This window comes from Brachybacterium sp. P6-10-X1 (assembly GCF_001969445.1).
In the GTDB taxonomy this organism is placed as follows: Bacteria; Actinomycetota; Actinomycetes; order Actinomycetales; family Dermabacteraceae; genus Brachybacterium.
In genome coordinates, this window is sequence record NZ_CP017297.1 from 3,885,288 (window position 1) to 3,903,467 (window position 18,180).

The 18,180-nt window shown below is 72.2% G+C and carries 15 protein-coding genes; 10 read left to right on the plus strand and 5 right to left on the minus strand.

Annotation, left to right across the window (positions count from 1 at the left end):
* Positions 1-139: 139 nt before the first annotated feature.
* Positions 140-1,876: an arginine--tRNA ligase gene (gene argS, locus BH708_RS17315; RefSeq protein WP_076810231.1), complete on the minus strand. Its 1,737-nt coding sequence runs from the start codon at positions 1,874-1,876 to the stop codon at positions 140-142.
* 177 nt (positions 1,877-2,053) lie between these two features.
* On the opposite strand from argS, the gene BH708_RS17320 reads away from it, so the two are divergent.
* The 7 genes from BH708_RS17320 (at position 2,054) to BH708_RS17350 (ending at position 9,468) form a co-directional block, all read left to right on the plus strand.
* A complete protein-coding gene (locus BH708_RS17320; RefSeq protein ID WP_076810232.1) occupies positions 2,054-2,473 on the plus strand; it encodes a YccF domain-containing protein in 420 nt (139 codons plus the stop codon).
* Positions 2,474-2,476: 3 nt separating this feature from the next.
* Positions 2,477-3,010 (plus strand): flavin reductase family protein, encoded by a 534-nt coding sequence (locus BH708_RS17325; protein WP_076810233.1) that lies wholly within the window; start codon positions 2,477-2,479, stop codon positions 3,008-3,010.
* Positions 3,011-3,106: 96 nt separating this feature from the next.
* On the plus strand, positions 3,107-4,036 hold the full coding sequence (locus tag BH708_RS17330) for an alpha/beta hydrolase (RefSeq protein ID WP_253705384.1): 930 nt from the start codon (positions 3,107-3,109) through the stop codon (positions 4,034-4,036).
* On the plus strand, positions 4,033-5,478 hold the full coding sequence (locus BH708_RS17335) for an alcohol acetyltransferase (protein WP_076810234.1): 1,446 nt from the start codon (positions 4,033-4,035) through the stop codon (positions 5,476-5,478). Before BH708_RS17330 ends, BH708_RS17335 begins: the two co-directional genes overlap by 4 nt.
* Positions 5,475-6,140, plus strand: a complete 666-nt coding sequence (locus BH708_RS17340; protein ID WP_076810235.1) for a DUF6320 domain-containing protein — start codon at positions 5,475-5,477, stop codon at positions 6,138-6,140. Before BH708_RS17335 ends, BH708_RS17340 begins: the two co-directional genes overlap by 4 nt.
* 158 nt (positions 6,141-6,298) lie before the next feature.
* Complete coding sequence (locus tag BH708_RS17345; RefSeq protein ID WP_076810236.1) at positions 6,299-8,092, plus strand: hypothetical protein; 1,794 nt, start codon at positions 6,299-6,301, stop codon at positions 8,090-8,092.
* Between the two features lie 65 nt (positions 8,093-8,157).
* The gene (locus BH708_RS17350; RefSeq protein WP_076810237.1) at positions 8,158-9,468 is read left to right on the plus strand and encodes a uracil-xanthine permease family protein; all 1,311 of its coding nucleotides are present in this window, start codon (positions 8,158-8,160) and stop codon (positions 9,466-9,468) included.
* 28 nt (positions 9,469-9,496) lie between these two features.
* Here BH708_RS17350 and ctlX read toward each other — a convergent pair whose 3' ends face one another.
* Positions 9,497-10,471 carry a citrulline utilization hydrolase CtlX gene (gene ctlX, locus BH708_RS17355; protein ID WP_076810238.1) on the minus strand — a complete coding sequence of 325 codons (975 nt, stop codon included), beginning with the start codon at positions 10,469-10,471 and terminating at the stop codon, positions 9,497-9,499.
* A 2-nt stretch (positions 10,472-10,473) separates the two neighbouring features.
* Complete coding sequence (locus BH708_RS17360) at positions 10,474-11,502, minus strand: ornithine cyclodeaminase (protein ID WP_076810239.1); 1,029 nt, start codon at positions 11,500-11,502, stop codon at positions 10,474-10,476.
* A 152-nt stretch (positions 11,503-11,654) separates the two neighbouring features.
* Between BH708_RS17360 and BH708_RS17365 the strand changes: the two genes are divergently transcribed.
* Entirely contained in the window at positions 11,655-12,086 is a 432-nt protein-coding gene (locus BH708_RS17365; protein WP_076811545.1) for an Lrp/AsnC family transcriptional regulator, read from the plus strand.
* A gap of 201 nt (positions 12,087-12,287) precedes the next feature.
* On the opposite strand, the gene BH708_RS17370 is transcribed toward BH708_RS17365, so the two are convergent.
* Together BH708_RS17370 and BH708_RS17375 are read right to left on the minus strand one after the other, a co-directional pair.
* On the minus strand, positions 12,288-13,064 hold the full coding sequence (locus BH708_RS17370) for a metal-dependent hydrolase (protein WP_076810240.1): 777 nt from the start codon (positions 13,062-13,064) through the stop codon (positions 12,288-12,290).
* 139 nt (positions 13,065-13,203) lie between these two features.
* A complete protein-coding gene (locus BH708_RS17375; protein WP_076810241.1) occupies positions 13,204-16,083 on the minus strand; it encodes an FAD-binding and (Fe-S)-binding domain-containing protein in 2,880 nt (959 codons plus the stop codon).
* 189 nt (positions 16,084-16,272) lie between these two features.
* On the opposite strand from BH708_RS17375, the gene glsA reads away from it, so the two are divergent.
* Positions 16,273-17,307, plus strand: coding sequence for a glutaminase A (gene glsA, locus BH708_RS17380; protein WP_076810242.1), 1,035 nt, complete (start codon positions 16,273-16,275; stop codon positions 17,305-17,307).
* Between the two features lie 310 nt (positions 17,308-17,617).
* Positions 17,618-18,094, plus strand: a complete 477-nt coding sequence (locus BH708_RS17385; protein WP_076810243.1) for a GNAT family N-acetyltransferase — start codon at positions 17,618-17,620, stop codon at positions 18,092-18,094.
* Positions 18,095-18,180 lie beyond the last annotated feature (86 nt).

The following is an 18,180-nucleotide window of genomic DNA, read 5'->3' on the forward strand; positions in this document are numbered from 1 at the left end:
AAGCCTTCGCCGGGCGAACCAGAGGATTTTCCCTGGGTACGGGCACGGTTGGGTAACAACGCGGGGCGAAGCGGCCTCGAGACTGTAGATATCGGACATCCGGGGCGCGGGCGGCGCTCACCGGCCGCGCCCCGTGCCGTCACATCCGCTGCGGAGCGTTCACGCCGAGGGCGTCGAGACCCTCGACGAGGACCGTCTCGGTCAGCTGCGCGAGAGCCAGGCGCCCGGAGCGCAGCTGGTCGTCGGACCCCTGGAGGATCGGGGAGGCGTCGTAGAACGCGGTGAACGCTTGCGCCAGGGAGAACAGGTAGGCGCACAGCCGGTGCGGCTCGTAGGCCGCGCCCACGGTCGCCAGCGTCGGCCCGAAATCCAGCAGCTGCAGGGCCAGGGCCCGCTCGGCGTCGTTCTCGATCCGCGGGGACGCGGCCGCGACGATGCCCTGCGCCTCGGCCTTGCGGGAGATGGAGCGGATCCGGGCCACCGCGTACTGCAGGTACGGGGCCGTGTTGCCCGTGAGGGCGAGCATCCGGTCCAGGTCGAAGGTGTAGTCCGAGTCGTGCGCGGTCGACAGGTCCGCGTACTTCACGGCGCCGATGCCGATGTCGTGGGCGATCTGCGTCCGCTCGCTCTCGGGCAGGTCCGGGCGCATCTCGTCGATCACGGTGCGGGCCGTCGCGACGGCCTCCTCGAGCAGCGCCATCAGCCGCAAGGAGGCCCCGGAGCGGGTGCGCAGGATCTTGCCGTCCTCGCCGAGCACCGAACCGATCTTCACGTGCTGGGCGTCGACCTCCGCGGGCAGCCAGCCGGCCTCGCGGGCGGCCGTGAAGACCATCTGGAAGTGCAGCTCCTGCGCGGTGCCGACGACGTACGCGATGCGGTCCGCGCCGAGGTCGCGCACGCGGTGGCGGACCGCGGCGAGGTCCGTGGTGGCGTACCCGTAGCCGCCGTCGGACTTGCGCACGATCAGGGGCAGCGGCTGCTCGTCCCGACCCGTGAAGCCCTCCGGGAACACGCACAGAGCGCCGTCGGAGATCGTCGCGATGCCCTCGGCCTCGAGGTCCTTGCAGACGATCTCGAGCTGATCGTTGTAGGTGGACTCGCCCGCGAGGTCCGCATCGGTCAGCGTGACGCCGAGCATGTCGTAGATGCGGTGGAAGTACTGCTTGGACAGCTCCACCAGCTGGGCCCAGATCCGCAGGGACTCGCCGTCGCCGGACTGCAGGGTCGCGACCCGCTTCCGGGCACGGTCGGCGAAGTCCCCGCCGGCGTCGAACGCCGCCCGCGCCGCCTGGTAGAAGCTGTTCGGGTCCGTCTTCAGCTGCTCCGCCTCGGCGCTGTCCTCGCCCACCTCGAGGAGGTGCTCGATGAGCATGCCGAAGGGCGTGCCCCAGTCGCCGACGTGGTTCTGGCGGATCACCGTGTGCCCGAGCTTCTCCAGGGTGCGCGCGATCGAGTCGCCCACCACGGTGGTGCGCAGATGGCCGACGTGCATCTCCTTGGCGACGTTGGGCGCCGAGTAGTCGATGACCACGGTGTCCGCGTGCTCCGGGACGGGCGCACCGAGCCGCGGGTCGGCGGCCAGCTGCCCGGCCTGATCAGCGATCCATGCGGTGCGCAGGCGGATGTTCAGGAAGCCCGGGCCCGCGATCTCGGGCGTCTCGGCGATGTCGTCCAGGTCCACGGCGGCCAGGATGTCGGTGGCGATGTCGCGTGGCTTCCGCCCCAGGCGCTTCGCCAGACCCATCGCCGCATTGCACTGGAAGTCCGCGAACTGGGACGGACGGATGATCGGGTCCGCATCGGCGTACTCGGGCCCGAAGGCGGAGGCGAAGGCGGACTGGAAGCGCTCGGTCAGCGCGATCTCGGGAGCAGGCATGCGACCAGGGTAGTCGCGTCGGTCCGCCGGATCCCGCGCCGTGGACGTGATGCTCGTCGGATCCCGCCAGGAGCACGCGCCGGCTCTCCCGCGGCTCCGCCGCCGAACGGTTCCCCGCACCCCCGCGCGGGGGCTGGCCCCCTGGCCGCGTCCCGGCGGGATGCCTAGGCTGGCGGCATGCGCTCCCTCCTCGCCCTGATCCTGAACATCATCTGGCTGCTCACCGCGGGATGGTCCCTGTTCCTGGGCTACGTGCTCGCCGGGATCATCGCCTGCATCTTCGTCGTCACGATCCCCTTCGGCCTGGCATCGTTCCGGATCGCCGGCTTCGTGATCTGGCCGTTCGGCCGCGAGGTGGTCGACACCCGTCGCGGCGGCGTCGGCAGCGCGCTCGGCAACGTGCTCTGGTTCGTCATCGCCGGATGGTGGCTGGCGATCGGCCACGTCGTCACCGCCGTCGCCCAGGCCGTCACGATCATCGGCATCCCGCTCGCCTGGGCGAACATCAAGCTCATCCCCGTCACCTGCTTCCCCTTCGGCAAGGAGGTCGTCGGCTCCGACGCGGCCCGCGCCCGCATGGTCCCCACGGCCCGCTGATCCGTGCCGCAGAATCCTTCCGTCCCGCGGAATCCTCCGGACGACGAGGCCGCGCCGGTCGACGAAGCCGAGTATCGCCGTCTCAGCGACCTGATCGCGGCGGGGCTGGCGGTCGTGAGCACCCGACAGGGCAGCCACGACATCGCCGTCACCGTCGACTCCTATCTCGACCTCTCCTACGACCCGCCCACGATGCTGGTGGCCCTGTACGGCATGTCCCGCGTCGCCGAGGCCGCCGAGGAGTCGGGGCACTTCTGCCTCAGCGTCCTGGCCGCGGACCAACAGCACCTGGCCGATCGTTTCGGCACTCCGGGCGCCCCACTGGTCGGCCTGTTCAGCGGCCTCGAGATCACCCGCACGGCCGACGGCGACGCGATCCTGCCGGGCACCCTCGCCCACTTCGCGATCCGTGTCCAGCAGGCCGTCGATGCCGCCACCCACCGTGTGCTGATCGGCCCCGTGCACGAGATGGGGGAGGGCCGGCTCGGGGTCGGGCCCGCGGTGCGCTTCGCCGCCGAGAAGCGCGAGCTGCGCTGAGGCGATGCCCGCCCGGCCCGCTCGTCGGCATTCTCCGCCGTCCGTCTATGCTGGGCCGATGGAACGCCCCGCCCCGTCGACACCGGCCGTGAGCGCGTGAGAGCGCTGCTGCGGCCGCTGCTGAGGGTGTTCGCCGCGCCGCGGCTGAACATGCGCGAGGACTACCAGAAGGTCCGCCGCCTCCAGCGCCACCTCACGGCGCTCCCCCGCACGAGATATCGGGCCGCCTCCTGGCGCACCGTCCCCGGCGACCCCGGCAGCCACGTGCCGGTGCGGGTCTTCCAGCCCCGCGAGAAGCGGCGTGAGGACGTTCTGCTGTTCCTCCACGGCGGCGGCTGGGTCACCGGCGACATCGAGAGCTACACCCCGGCCTGCGCCACGATGGCGGACCTCACCGGGTGCGTCGTCGTCTCGGTCGACTACCGCCTCGCCCCGGAGCACCCCTTCCCGGCGGGCCTCGAGGACTGCTATCAGGTGGTGCGCCTGCTGCTGGACGAGCCCGGGCGCGCCGACCTCGACGACCCCGGCCGCATCGTGCTGGTCGGCGACTCCGCCGGGGGCAACCTCGCCGCCGCCGTGTCCCTGCTGCTGCGCGAGCGCGGCCACGTCGGGGTGCGCCGCCAGATCCTGCTGTACCCGGTCACGCACTGGGACCACGACCCGGCGACCAGCCCCTTCGCCTCGGTCCGCGAGCACGGCGCGGACTACCGTCTGACCACCACCGAGGTCCAGGACTACATGGAGATGTACGTCCCCGACCCCGCGCACCGGAAGGATCCCCGCGTCTCCCCGCTGATGGCGCGCGACCTCACCGCGCAGCCCCGGACCCTCGTGATCACCGCGGAGCTGGACCTGCTGCGGGACGAGGGGGAGGCCTACGGGCAGGCCCTGGCCGGGGCCGGCACCGCGGTGCGCATCCACTGCGTGCCCGAGGCGCTGCACGGCTTCATCACCTTGCCGCGCTTCTCGAGGACCCTGCGGGACGCCTACGAGGTGATCGACGAGTTCCTCGAGGAGCCGCTGTGAGCCGCGAGGCCTGGGTGCGGCTGGACAACGCCTCGAACATCTTCCTGGCCGCCCGCAGCGAGGTCGACCCCAAGGTGTTCCGCCTGAGCGCCGAGCTGGACCACGAGGTGGACCCGCAGCTGCTGCAGGAGGCCCTCGAGTCCACCTACGAGCGCTACCGGCTCTACCACGCGGTGCTGCGCCGCGGCGTGTTCTGGTACTACCTCCAGGACAGCGACCTGCAGCCGCAGGTGATCGCCGAGGAGACCGCGCCCTGCGCCCCGATCTACCAGGCCGACCGGCGCACGCTGCTGTTCCGCGTCATGCACCATCACCGCCGGATCAGCCTCGAGGTGTTCCACGCGCTCGCCGACGGCACCGGCGCCCTGTGGTTCCTCACCGACCTGGTCGCCGCCTACGTGCGGCGCCGCTTCCCCGACCCCGCCCTGCCCGGCAGCGACGAGCCCGACCGCGACGGCGCTGCAGCGCCGGCCGCCGCCGCACCGGCCCCCACGGAGCCTGTCCACCATCTGACCACCGACGACTTCGTCCACTACTTCCGCCGCCGACGGCGCCGCCGTCGGCCCGATGCGTGGGCGGAGCGCGCCGCCTTCAGCCGCGAGGCCGCTCCGGCCCCTCTGACCGTCGCGGTCGACGTCGAGGACGACGAGAGCGAGGCCCGCGAGGAGCGGCCGGCGCCGCCGGACTCCCCGGTGCACCATCTGCGCGGGACCCGTACGCCGGACTCCCGTCCGCGCCTGGTCGAGCTCACCATGCCCGCCGCCCCGGTGCTGGGCCTGGCCCGCGCCGAGGGCGCCGCGCTGACGATGTACCTGACCGCAGTGCTGTTCGACGCGGTCCGACGTTCCTCGGGCGGGCTGGGGAAGGCCCGCACCCTTGCCGCCTCGGTGCCGGTGAACCTGCGGCAGTTCTTCCCGTCCACCTCGGCGCGGAACTTCTTCGCCACCACCCGCATCCAGCACACCTACGGCGAGGGGGACGACTCCCTGGGACGCATCTGCCGGGCGCTGGAGTGCGACTTCCGGGCCAAGGCCTCGGCGGACCACCTCGAGCACAATCTGCGCCGCTTCCTCCGCTTCGAGCGCATGCCCCTGCTGCGCGTGGTGCCGCGCCCGCTCAAGGACGTGATCCTGTCGCAGGTGAATCGGGCCAACAACCGGGGACTGACCGTCGCCGTCTCGAACCTGGGCCGGGTCACGATGCCGGAGCCGTCCGCCGCCCACGTGCAGCGGCTGCTGTTCCACGTCTCCGCCGTGCGGCCCCAGATCTCCGTCATCTCCCACGGCGACGTCCTGACGATCTCCTTCACCTCCCCGTTCGTCGAGACCGATCACGTCCGCGAGTTCGTCCGGATCCTCACCGACGCCGGGGTCGACGTCTCCGTCGCCGCGGCACGCACCACCGAGGCCGAGCTCGCGGCAGCGGGGGAGGGGGGGCCATGAGCCGTTGCCGCGACTGCGAGGTCGATGTCGAGGGCGACTGGTCCCGCTGCCCGTTGTGCAGCGGGCCGCTGGCGGGGGATCCCGGCGTCGGCCCCCTGCCCGCCGTGCCGCTGCGGTTCTCCCGCCGCCGCCTGCTGCGCGCCCTCGTGCTGACCTCGATCGGCGTCGTCCTCGTCTCCTTCGCCGTGCAGCTGCTGATCACCCCGGGCGTGCCGGGTCTGGGCGTGCTGCGCTCGGTGTGGCTGGCGATCGCCGGTCTCTGGCTGGTGGTGCTGATGGCGGTGCACAAACGGCGCAACCTCGCCAAGTCCACGGTGTACTTCGTGGTCCTGGTCGGGCTGGTCACCGTGTACTGGGACTACCTGCTGGGATGGAGCGCCTGGTCCCTGACGTACGCGGTGCCGATCCTGTGCGCCTCCTCGCTGCTCGCGCTGATGATCATCGTGCACCTGATGCGGATGGAGGTCGGCGAGCACATCGTCTACAGCGGCCTGGTGGTGCTGCTGGGTCTGACCCCGCTGGTGTTCCTCGGCCTGCGCTGGGTGACCACGCCGCTGCCCTCGGCCATCTGCGGGGCGCTCAGCGTGGCCGCGCTGGTGCTGCTGCAGCTGGCCCGCGGCGCCGAGACCCGCCACGAGCTCGCCAAGCGCCTGCATCTGTAGTCTCGCATCGGGAGTCCCGCATCGGGTCCCGGCCCGGGGTCCTGCGGCGCGCCGCAGGGGGCGGCGGCCCTCGCGTCCTTATGATCGAAGACGCATCTGCGCAGGCGGCCCCGGATCACCGACGGCCCGCGCATGACGGACCACGGAAGAGAAGGTTGATGGACAGGGATCGCCCCCGCGACGAGAACCAGGATGCGGACTGGATCTTCGCCAGCGACGACCCGCACACCCTGCCCACGGAACGTCTGCCCGACCGGGCCGAGTTCGACCGCTACTCCGCACCGCTGCTCGCACGGCGCCGCGCCGAGGCCGCCCGGCCGCCGAGCGAGCACGGGACCGTCGACCACTCGGGCCGCGACCCCGAGCAGCGGCCCGTCGGCTCCGAGCCCGACGCGGTCACCGGCGCGATCCCGGCGGTCGATCCGGAGGCCGAGGGCGACGCCCCGTCCGGGATGGGGGCCGACGCCTCCCCCGAGGATCCCGAGGGCGGGACGGCCCGGCCCGCCACCACGGCGCCGCTGCGCACCCCGCACGATCTTGCCTACGCCCGCTCCGGCACCACCCCCAACGCCGAGGACGACGACCCGCCGGCCGGCATCAACGGGTTCGTCCTCCCGGACCGGTTCCGGGAGCTCGGCCTGTTCGACGCGCTGCGCGACGTGCTCGCCCTGATCTGCATGGCCACGGCCATGACCACGACCTTCACGGTGGCCCACAGCGTGCTCGTGGACGGCATCGGCAAGGCCGCGATCGGCGTGGGCCTGGCGGCGCTCGTCGCCGTGCACCTGCTGCGCTGGATCCCGAAGCGGCCGCCGCTGAGGGCCGTCCGCGTGGTCCGGGTGGCCGGACTGGCCCCCGCGATGCTGGTGGCCGTCGGGGTGGTCATCGACGATCTGGTGCAGTCCCTGCCGGTCCTGTTCGCGTCCCTGCCCGAGGGCCCGCCCGTCGGGATCGGCGTCGGCGTCCCCCTGCTGCTGCTCGGCGCCCTGATCGGGATGGAGCCGCGCGCCCACGAGGGCTACCTGCCCCGCACCCGCGCCCGTCGCGTGGCCCGCATCGGTCTGGTCGCCATCGGCATCGCGGCCGCCGTCGCCCTGCTGGTGGCCCTGGTGATGATCGTCGGGAGACTGTTCACCACCGGCTGGGGCTATTCGCTGATGACCTTCGCCGACGCCGTGACCTCCACGCTGCTGCTGGCGATCGTGCTGCTGTCGGCGCTGCGCCGGGAACGCTCCTGGTTCGTCTTCGCCACCGGCGCCGCCGGCGGCCTGGTCCTCGCCGCTCTCGCCGACAACACCCTGGAGCTGCAGTTCGCGGCACCGCTGAGCTTCGCCACCGACTTCGTCTACCTGCCCTTCCTGTTCGCCGCCTTCGGGCTGATGATCTCGCGGTCCTTCGTGCGCACCATGCCGATCTCGTTCCGCCGCACGGACTGGCTGGTCTACACGGTGCGGGCCTTCGAGTTCAGCGTCCTCATGCACACCTCGGCCGTGCTCTGGCATCTGCTGGCCGCGATCTCCTCGAGTTCCGGTCGGACCCCGGGCGGCCCCGTCCTCCACCTCGTCGACGCCGCCGTCTGCGTCTGCTTCGTCGCCGTCTCCCTGTTCGCCCGCACCTCGCTGCTGTCCCGTCCGGCTCTGGTGGCCCGCGCCAACGGCGTCGTCGCGGGGCTGATCCTGGTCGTCGTCGGCTTCCTCGACGTGATCGTGAACTCGCTGGCCACCGGTGCCGGCGCCGGCCTGGCCACGGGCGGCACCGCCTTGGCGATCGGTATCGCCGCCTCCCTGATGCTGACCGTCCCCGCCCCGGTGCGCGACGAGTTCGGCGCCCCGGACATCTCCCGCATGTTCGCCGACTTCCGCACCCGCGACGCCGGCGGCGTCTCCCTGCTGACCCTGGTGCCGGACGTCACCGAGGAGACCGCCCGCAAGAAGACCTTCCCCGGCAGCTGACCCGTCGGCCGCCCGATCCCTCCGGCCGCCCGCGGCCGATCCTCCTCACCCCCTGGGAGAGCCCCATGTTCCGCTGGAGCCTGCACGGCGACGGCCGCACAATCGCCGCCGACGAGATCGTCCTGCCCGAGGAGCGTCTGGCCTGGCCGCTGACCATCGGCATCGGCGCCCAGCACGTGATCGCCATGTTCGGCGCCACGTTCCTGGTGCCGCTGCTGACCGGTTTCCCGCCGTCGACCACCCTGCTGTTCTCCGGCATCGGCACGCTGCTGTTCCTGGTCATCACCGCGAACAAGGTGCCCAGCTACCTCGGCTCGTCCTTCGCGTTCATCGCCCCCATCACCGCCTCCACCCAGGCGGACTCCATGGGAGCCGCCCTCGGCGGCGTGATGATCACCGGGCTCCTGCTGGCCGTCCTGGGCCTGATCGTCTCCCGGGTGGGGACCCGCTGGATCTCCGTGCTCATGCCCCCGGTGGTGATGGGTTCGATCGTCGCGCTGATCGGCTTCAACCTCGCCCCCACGGCGTACGAGAACTTCCAGCAGTCCGCCGCCACGGCGACGGTGACGCTGCTGGCCGTGGTGCTGTGCACCGCGCTGTTCAAGGGCCTGCTGGGACGCGTCTCCGTGCTGCTGGGTGTGCTGATCGGCTACCTGATGGCGGTCCTGCGCGGGGAGGTGTCCTTCGAGGAGGTGAGGGCGGCGCCCTGGTTCGGGCTGCCCGAGTTCCACCACCCCACGGTCGACCCGGGCCTGCTGGTGATGTTCCTGCCCGTGGTGCTCGTGCTGCTGGCCGAGAACGTCGGCCACGTGACCAGCGTCGGGCTCATGACCAACCGGAACCTCGACCACATGGTGGGCCGCACCCTGGCCTCCGACGGCCTGGCCACCGCGCTCTCGGCCGGCTTCGGCGGCTCGCCGACCACCACCTACGGCGAGAACATCGGGGTCATGAGCGCCACCCGCGTCTACTCCACGGCCGCGTACTGGGTGGCCGGCGTCGTCGCGATCCTGCTGTCGCTGTCGCCGAAGATCGGCGCGCTGATCTTCACCATCCCGCCCGGCGTGCTCGGCGGCGTGACCTTCGTGCTCTATGGCCTGATCGGCATCGTCGGCGTGCGCATGTGGGTCGACGGGAAGGTCGACTTCTCCCGTCCCAAGAACCAGTTCACCGCGGGCGTGGCCCTGGTGGTCGGGATCGCGAACGTCACCTGGACCGTCGGCGGCATCCAGCTGACCGGCATCGCGCTGGGCACGATCGCCGCCCTGCTGATCTACCACGTCATGGACTCACTCGGCCACGCCACCGGCACCGAGGTCCAGGAGCCCGAGCCGGCCGAGGTCGTCCCGAGCACGGGCAGCGGGCCGCGGGAGTGACTCGGGGAGGCGGCCCCGGCGAGCACGTCTACACGGTCTGAGGCACCACGGTGATCCGGGCGCTCGGCATCCCGGTCGAGGAGGGAGCCTGCTCGCGAGGCAGGTGGATCCCGGCGATCATGCAGCGCACCGAGCCGCCGGCCGCCTCGATCGTCGGCACCTCGGCGGTGAGGATCCGGCAGGAGCGCTCGATCCGTCGGCGCTGGGCGGTCGAGAGCTTCCCGGCCGCCCGGGCGGACATCACCAGGGCCGGCCCGTCGCGGCCGGAGACCTCGAGGCAGTTGCCGAGGAAGCCCTGCACCTGGTCCTCGGAGATCTCCACGACGTCCCGGCCGCTGCCGCGCAGCGATCCCAGCACACGCTCGCGCTGACCGGGGTCCCGGATCATCTCGCTGCCGACGACCGCGACCTCGGACCCCACGCTCATCAGCACGTTCGTGTGGTAGACGGGCGTCCCGTCGCGGTCCGCGGCGTCCATCAGCAGTGGGGCGTATCCGAGCTCGGTGCACGTCAGGGCGAACAGCTCCGGGTCCAGCCGCCGGGACCGGCAGGCATAGGCGATGCGCCCGACGTGGTCCAGCACCATCGCCCCGGTCCCCTCGAGAAAGCGCGACCGGTCCTCGTACCCCGAGAGATCCAGGACGCGGCGCACCGCGAAGCGCTCCCGCAGATGGGTCACGACATCGGCGCGGCGCTCCGCCCGACGGTTCGGCGCGCACATCGGGTAGAGGACCACAGTGCCGTCCTCGTGGGTGGACAGCCAGTTGTTGGGGAACACGCTGTCGGGGGTCGCGGCTCCCTCGTCCTCGAAGATGTGCACCTCGACACCGGCGGCGGTCAGCACCTCGGCGAGACCGCCGACCTCCCTGCGGGCACGCCGGGCGATCTCGTCGCTCGGTGCGGTGACGTCGTGCTGGAAGGCGTTGTCGGCCGCGGTCAGAGGGTTGGGGTGGAAGCGGTGGGGACGGACGAGGACGACGTGTGCCGGTGCCTGCCCGGTCATCGTCAGCTCACCGGGGCGAGGACGTCCACCAGGGAGAAGAGATCCTTGGGGTCGTCGGGGTCCGCCACCAGGTCCACCGCGGACTGCATGTCGGTGCCGACGGTCGCGTCCCGGGCGCAGCGCAGCGCGGAGAAGTCGGCGATCGCGAAGCCGACGGAGTCGAAGACGGTGATGTCCTCGGGGGCCGTGCGGCCGGTCGCGGCGCCGGTGAGGACCCGCCACAGCTCGGTGACCGGGAAGTCGGCGTCCATCTGCTGGATCTCTCCCTCGATGCGGGTCTGGGGCGTGAACTCGACGAACACCTGCGCCTGCTCGAGGATCGCCGGGTCGAGCTCCGTCTTGCCGGGACAGTCGCCGCCGATGGCGTTCACGTGCACGCCCGGCCGCACCTGTGCGGCGTCCAGGACGGTGTTGCGCGCCTTGTCCGCGGTGCAGGTGGTGATGATGTCCGCGCCACGGACAGCATCGTCCACGCAGTCCGCGGCGTGCACCCGGAATCCGAGCGGTTCGAGGTTCCGCCGCACCTTCGCGATCGCGGCGGGATCGACGTCGAAGACCCGCACGTCCTCGATGCCGAGCACCCCGCGGAAGGCCAGGGCCTGGAACTCGGACTGCGAGCCGGCGCCGATCAGCGCCAGGGTGCGTGCGTCGGGACGGGCCAGGGTCTTCGCCGCCAGGGCCGACGTCGCCGCAGTGCGCAGCGCGGTCAGCAGCGTCATCTCCGCGAGGAAGGTGGGGTAGCCGTTGTCCACGTCGGCCAGCACCCCGAACGCGGTGACGGTCTGGAAGCCGCGGGCCGGATTGGAGGGATGGCCGTTGACGTACTTGAAGGAGTAGGTCTCCCCGTCGGAGGTCGGCATCAGCTCGATCACGCCCAGCGGCGTGTGGCTGGCGATCCGCGGGGTCTTGTCGAAACGCTCCCAGCGGCGGAAGTCCGCCTCGAGGTACTCGGTCATGCTCGTGAGGATCTTCTCGGCTCCGTCGCGCCGGATCCATCGGGCCATGTTGGCGACATCGAGCAGCTGCGTCATCGCTGCGCCTCCTGGGTGCGGGGCCGGCCGCGGGCTTCGCCGGCGCTGATGCTCTCAGCGTAGATTTCGCAGATGGCAGGAGATAGGGCCAGATCGCGGAAGATATGTGCAGCTCCTGCGCACAATGTGATGAACGACCTATCATTATGCGCATGGAGCGCATCTCGGATCTCGACGAACGACTGCTGGCGGCGCTGCGCAAGGACGGTCGGGCCCCGATCGCGACCCTCGCCACGCAGCTCGGGGTCTCGCGGGCGACGATCTCCAACCGGCTCGACAAGCTCACCGCCGCCGGCGTGATCGTCGGCTTCACGGTGCGGGTGCGGGACTACGCCGAGACCGCCACCGTGCGGGCCACCTCGTTCATCGAGGTCGAGGGGCGCAGCACCGATCGGGTGATCGCGCGTCTGCGCGGGTTCCCGGAGATCCAGTCCCTGCACACCACCAACGGGGGCTGGGACCTGGTCGCCGAGATCGCCTGCCCGGACCTGCCCGCCTTCGACGACGTGCTGCGCCGGGTCCGTTCGATCGACGGGGTCGTCAACAGCGAGACCAGCCTGCTGCTCAGCTCCGTGCTGCGCTGAGGGCGGGCCGCTGTCCGGCCGGGGCGCGCCGGCCCGTTCCACCGATACGTCCCGCATCCGGGTCGGATCGATGGAACGGGTGCGCTCGGGCTGCGTGTTGGCGCGCTCGGACGGCGTGGCGCGGCTCGGCACGCGCCGTGAGCGGCCCCTGAGCTCTGTGCGCGGGGTCGGAGACGGGCAGACGGGCTCAGGTGTCAGGTGTCAGGTGGCGAGCGTCCACGGCGCCCCGGCGACCGTCACGACGGTGGTCATCGCGGCATACGCGGTCAGCGCCGTGCACAGCAGCCACTCCCGCGCGCTGCCCGCATCTCCGAGCAGCGGCAGGGCGATGTCCCCGCTGCGCTGCCAGAGGCCCGAGGCGAGGTGCTTCGGAGGCTTCACGGTCAGCGGCCAGGTGGGGAACGGGATCCCGTCGGTGGTGAGCAGATCGCCGACGAGATGGGTCAGCGCACCGACAGCTACGGCGGCCGGGAGCCAGAACGACGTGTCCGGGGCGATGACGGCGACCAGCAGACCCGCGGCGAGGCCCACCGCCCAGGGCAGCCACCGCCCCTCGACCATCTTCAGGGCCCGGGTGCCGAGCGCGCACATCGCGGCGACCAGCAGTGCGGCGCCGGCCTGGACCTCACCCAGGACGGGCAGGTCGACCTGCCAGTCGAGCCGGTGGATGACCACCGCCAGGGCGGTGAAGATCGCGACCGCCAGGAGAGTGTGCGTCGCCCCGCGGTGCCCGGCCGCGGAGCTGACGGCCCGGGTGAGTGCCTTGGTGAGGCCGCCGCCCGAGCGGGAGATCGTCCCGCTGGGGTGGTCGATGTCCGGCAGCAGCGCAGCGCCGGTGGCGACCACGGCTCCGGTGGTCACCTGCGAGGGAGCGAGCTCCCACAGGTCGAGTCCGGTCACGTGCCCCAGCACCGGGGCGGATCCCGCCAGGGCCATCCAGGCGGCCGTGCCGCTGATCGCATGGTGTCCGCCCATCATGGGGCACCGTCCTCCTCGGGGATGGTCGACGTGGCCTCACCGGGGGAAGCCAGCGGGCGGAGCCGCTGGTGGGACGTCGTGCGTCACCGGGGGAGGAGGGCCGTGGGGAAGCGTACCGGTGGGCGGTGACAGTGCGGCCTCACCCCGTCACCGACGCCAGCAGCTCGAGCACGTGCCGGTACGCCTTCCCGGTCGCAGCCTGCATCCCCAGCTCGCAGGTGCGATTGGCGCTGACGTACCAGTCCGTCTCCCGCCGGGCGACCTCCGCCGCCTCGGCCGCGGTGGCCGAGGCCGTCAGCTCGGGGTGGAGCATCCCGCGGTCGCCCGCGTAGCCGCAGCAGCCCCACTCGACCGGCACCACCACGTCCTCGGCGCAGGCCTCGGCGATCGCGATCAGGTCATCGCTCGCCCCCAGATGGGTGGTGGAGCACGTGGGGTGCACGGTCACGGACCCGGCGCGCTCGCGGACCTCGAGGCGCTCGAGCAGGTGGGTGCGCACGTATGTGATCGCGTCGATCACCTCCACCCCGGTGCCGTCCATGGCCCCGGCGATGCCTTCGGTGCAACTGGCGGCATCGACGATCACCGGCAGCCGGCCGCCCCCGCTCGCCTCCCGCAGAGCGCCGCGGACGCGCTCGCGCATCCGCGCCTTCGCGCCCGTCATGCCCTTCGAGGAGAAGGGGGTGCCGCAGCACAGCTCGGCGGCGTCGTCCGGCACGGCGAATCGGACCCCGGCGCGCTGCGCGAGCAGGTTCAGGGACGCCGGGACCCCGTCGGAGGTTCGAGGCGTCTCGGACACCTGGCGCGTCGCGGCGCGAGACGAGCCCCCGTCCGCGCCCCCGCTGCCGCAGGCGCAGTTCCCGCCGCAGCCCCCGCCGCCCGAGCCCGCGGCGCGCGGCTCCTCGGCGGCCCCGAACATGGTGTGCACGCAGGCCGGGAGGTAGACGGCGCTGACGTCGGCCGAGGCGCGCCCGCGCCCACCCGCCCGGCGCACGGCCCCGCCGCGGCGGGGCAGCTCGGGCCGGTACTGCGGAACCGCGTCGGAGCCCAGCACGGCGCGGCCGACGTCGGTCGCGGCCCGCGGCAGCGCCGAGGGCATCGTCCCGGCCGCGCTCATCGCCGCCGACGCCCCACGGGTGAGCAGGTCCCAGTTCCCGGCGGCGACGCCCCAGGCCGTGTTCTCGGCCGCCCCGCCATCCTCCGCCCGCAGCCGCCGGACCAGGTCACCGGTGTTGATGTCGACAGGGCAGGTGGTCACGCACATCCCGTCGACCGCGCAGGTCTGCAAGCCCTCGTACTCATAGCCCTTCCGGATCGCGCTCGCGGTGGCGTGGTCCCCGCGCTGCTCGGCGAGCTTCGCATCGCGCCGCAGCACGATCCGCTGGCGCGGGGTGAGGGTGAGGTCCTTGGACGGGCACACGGGCTCGCAGTAGCCGCACTCCACGCAGCGATCCGCCTCCTCCTCGATGTCGATCACGGGCTTCAGATCGCGCATGTGGGCCGACGGGTCATCGGTGAGCACCACCCCGGGGTTGAGGATCCCGGCGGGGTCGACCAGCGCCTTGATCTCCCGCATCACGTTGTAGAGCTCGGCGCCGTACTGGCGCTGGACGAAGGGCGCCATCACCCTCCCGGTGCCGTGCTCGGCCTTGAGGTTCCCGCCGTGGCCCAGCACCAGCTCGGCCATGTCCTCGGTGAACGCCTCCAGCCGGGTCGAGGACCCGCCCAGGTACTCGTTGAGGAGGAAGTGGATGTTGCCGTCCTTCGCGTGCCCGAAGATCACCGACTCGTCGTAGCCGTGGCGGTCGAACAGGGCCTGCAGCCCGCGGCAGGTCGCCTCGAGCTCGGGCACGGGCACCACCACGTCCTCGAGCAGGGCGGTCGACCCCGCGGGGCGGGCCCCGGCGATCGCGGCGTAGAGCCCCTTGCGGGTGGTCCACATCGCCGCTCGCCGGGCGGCGTCGGTGGTCATCTCCAGCGGCACGGACAGCCCGAGCGCCTCGGACATCCCCATGGCCTCGGCCGCGCGCTGCGTGAGCTCGTCCTCGTCGTCGCTGCGATGCTCGACCAGCAGGGCGGCGTGCCCGTCGACGTCCAGGCCGAGGACCTCCTGCGGCGCCCCGGCCACGCCCTGGGCGACGATCAGCGAGCGGGCGTCCATCAGCTCCGCGGTCGCGAACCCCGCGCCCACCACCTCAGGCAGCGCCGCGGTCGCGGCCTGCAGCGAGGGCAGCACCAGCAGCCCGGTGGCGATGTGCTTCTGGATCGGCACGGTGCGGAAGGTCGCCGAGGAGACGAAGGCGAGCGTGCCCTCGGAGCCGACCACGAGATGGGCGAGGACGTCGGCCGGGGTCCCGAAGTCCAGCAGGGCGTTGATCCCGTAGCCCATCGTGTTCTTCATCGCGAAGCGTTCGCGGATCACACGGGTGGCCTCGGCGTCGTCCCGCACCCTGCGCATCAGGCGCAGCAGGCCCTCGTGCAGCTCGGGCTCCTCGCGCCGCAGGCGCGCGTCGGCCCCCTCTTCGGCGGTGTCGACGACGGTGCCGCTGGGCAGCACGAACCGCAGCGACTCGAGGGTGCGGTAGGAGTTCTCGGAGATCCCCGCGGCCATGCCCGAGGAGTTGTTGGCGATGACCCCGCCGATGGTGCAGGCGACCTCGGAGGCCGGATCCGGGCCGAGCCGTCGCCGGTGCCGCAGCAGGTGGGCGTTGACCTGGCGCAGCGTCGCCCCGGGCCCCACGCGCACGCGCTCGCCGCGATCGAGCACCTCGACCGAGCGGAAGTGGGTGCGCACGTCGGCGAGGACGGCGTCGGTCTGTCCCTGCCCGGACAGGCTGGTACCGCCGGAGCGGAAGGTCAGCGGCCGACGGTCGAGCCCTGCCCGGCGCAGCAGGGCGATGACGGCGGCCTCGTCGTCCGGGGCGGTGACCGCCTCCGGCAGCAGCAGGTAGTGCGAGGCGTCGTGGGCCCGCGCGTGACGGGCGAGGACATCGGTGTCCAGCAGCGGTGCGATGGTCATGCTTCACGGTATCCCGCCACCGGGGGTGGGATCACGGGCCTTCTCGCCGGGTGCGAACGAGGAGGGCAGCGGCGGTCCGAGGGCGGGCGCGAGCGGGCGGGGCGGCGTTGGTCCGCAGGCGGGCGCGACCGTTCCGCAGGCGGGCGCGACCGGTCCGCGACGGGTGCGCGGACCTGTACCGTCGGAGTCGTGACGAGCGCGCTGACCACCTATCTCGACCGTCTCTCCATCGCCCTGTCCAGTGCGACGGCGCCCGAGATCCCCGATGCGGTGCAACCGGACCGGGGGATCACCGGCGACGTCGACACCCAGGGCGACATCCCGGACCTGTCCTTCCTCTCCGGGGCGCGGGAGGATCATCTCGGCGTGGCGATCTGCACCGTCGACGGGGAGATCACCGCTGCCGGCACCGATCATGAGTTCCCGATCCAGTCGATCTCCAAGGCCTTCGCCTATGGGGCCGCGATCGACCTGCACGGCATGGACTACGTGGATTCGGTGGTGGACGAGGAGCCCTCGGGGGAGGAGTTCAATGCCCTCAGCCTCGACCCGCACACCAAGAAGCCCAAGAACCCGTTGGTGAACATCGGGGCGATCCGCACCCACGCGATGCTCGGCACCACCAGGCAGGAGCGCACGCAGCGCTTGCGCGTGGTGCTCGACGCCTCCGCGGGGCACGCCCTGGAGGCGCACCGCGAGACCTGGCAGGAGGAGCTCAAGAGCGCCGACCGCAACCTGGCGCTGGCCTACATGCTCCGCGCCGCCGGGTCCATGACGGAGGACGCCACCGAGGTGGTCGGCGGGTACATCGAGGGCTGTTCCGTGCTCGCCACCGTCACCGACCTCGCCGTGATGGCCGCGACGCTCGCCTCCGGCGGCACCAACCCGCTGACGGGCGAGGAGGTGTTCTCCCGCGTCGCCGCCCGCCAGGTGCTCTCGGTGATGCTCACCTGCGGGATGTACGACAACGCCGGCGACTGGGTCAGCGACGTGGGCCTGCCCGCGAAGTCCGGCGTGGGCGGCGGGATCATCGCGGGGCTGCCCTCCCGATTCGGCGTGGCCAGCTACGCCCCGCAGCTGGACCTGCATGGCAACTCGGTGCGCGGGACCCTCTTCTTCGAGCGGTTCAGCACCGACTTCGCCCTCCACATGCTCGACGGGGTCGAGCCGCGCGACCTCGAGGAATGCGCACAGGAGCTGATGGAGGTCGGCACGCACCCCTGAGGAGGACGTTCATCCCGCGCTCCCGCCGCCCCCGAGCCCGGATCCCCACCGGATCATGGGCCCCACCTCGAGCTCTGCGTTTGCGGTGTCAAGATCGCGGGTGGCACCGCAAACGCAGAGCTCGGCGCTGTCCAGGGAGCTCGGCGCTGTTCAGCGGGACCCGGGCTGCCCAGGGAGCTCGGCGCCGTCCGGGGGGCTTCTGCCGCGATGCCGTCGCGAGCACTGGCGTTCAGCGACCAGGCATCCTTCCCCGGGCTCCGGGCGGCTATTTCGCTTGCCGACCGGGAGACCAGCTGGGACGCTCCCTGCCATGACCCGCGTGTTCCCCCTCGACCCCGACGACTGGCGCATCTGGCGCGAGCTGCGCCTGCGCGCCCTCGAGGACGCTCCCGAGGCGTTCGGCAGCACGCTTGCCGAGGTGCTCGCACGCGACACGGAGCAGCACTGGCGTGCCGGGGTCACCGCGCCGATGGTCCCCTTCGTGGCGGAGGTCGAGGGCGCTCCCGCCGCCATGGGTCGGCTGATGTTCACCGAGGAGCCGGGCGCCCCTGCGGAGCTGATATCCATCTGGGTCGCGCCCGAGCATCGCGGTCGGGGCGTCGGGCGCGCGCTCGTGAGCGCGGCCGTCGACCATCACGCCCTCCGCCACCCCGGGGCCCGACTCCTGCTGGCGGTCGTCGAGACCAATGCCCCGGCGCGCGCCCTGTATTCGCGCTGCGGCTTCGGCGTGATCGGCCGCAATCCGGAGGATGACGCCGAGCTGCTCATGGAGCACGGCGCCCCATAACCCCGACAACACCCACCCCGACACCACCCACCCCCACACCACCCCGACACCACCCCGGCCCCATCCGTCGAGCTCTGCGTTTGCGG

Coding starts and splice junctions, on each gene's coding strand:
- argS (WP_076810231.1), bottom strand. CDS start 1,876: ATGCCTGCTCCCGAGATCGCGCTGACCGAGCGCTTCCAGTCCGCCTTC.
- BH708_RS17320 (WP_076810232.1), top strand. CDS start 2,054: ATGCGCTCCCTCCTCGCCCTGATCCTGAACATCATCTGGCTGCTCACC.
- BH708_RS17340 (WP_076810235.1), top strand. CDS start 5,475: ATGAGCCGTTGCCGCGACTGCGAGGTCGATGTCGAGGGCGACTGGTCC.
- BH708_RS17345 (WP_076810236.1), top strand. CDS start 6,299: ATGGACAGGGATCGCCCCCGCGACGAGAACCAGGATGCGGACTGGATC.
- BH708_RS17350 (WP_076810237.1), top strand. CDS start 8,158: ATGTTCCGCTGGAGCCTGCACGGCGACGGCCGCACAATCGCCGCCGAC.
- ctlX (WP_076810238.1), bottom strand. CDS start 10,471: ATGACCGGGCAGGCACCGGCACACGTCGTCCTCGTCCGTCCCCACCGC.
- BH708_RS17360 (WP_076810239.1), bottom strand. CDS start 11,502: ATGACGCAGCTGCTCGATGTCGCCAACATGGCCCGATGGATCCGGCGC.
- BH708_RS17365 (WP_076811545.1), top strand. CDS start 11,655: ATGGAGCGCATCTCGGATCTCGACGAACGACTGCTGGCGGCGCTGCGC.
- BH708_RS17370 (WP_076810240.1), bottom strand. CDS start 13,064: ATGATGGGCGGACACCATGCGATCAGCGGCACGGCCGCCTGGATGGCC.
- BH708_RS17375 (WP_076810241.1), bottom strand. CDS start 16,083: ATGACCATCGCACCGCTGCTGGACACCGATGTCCTCGCCCGTCACGCG.
- BH708_RS17385 (WP_076810243.1), top strand. CDS start 17,618: ATGACCCGCGTGTTCCCCCTCGACCCCGACGACTGGCGCATCTGGCGC.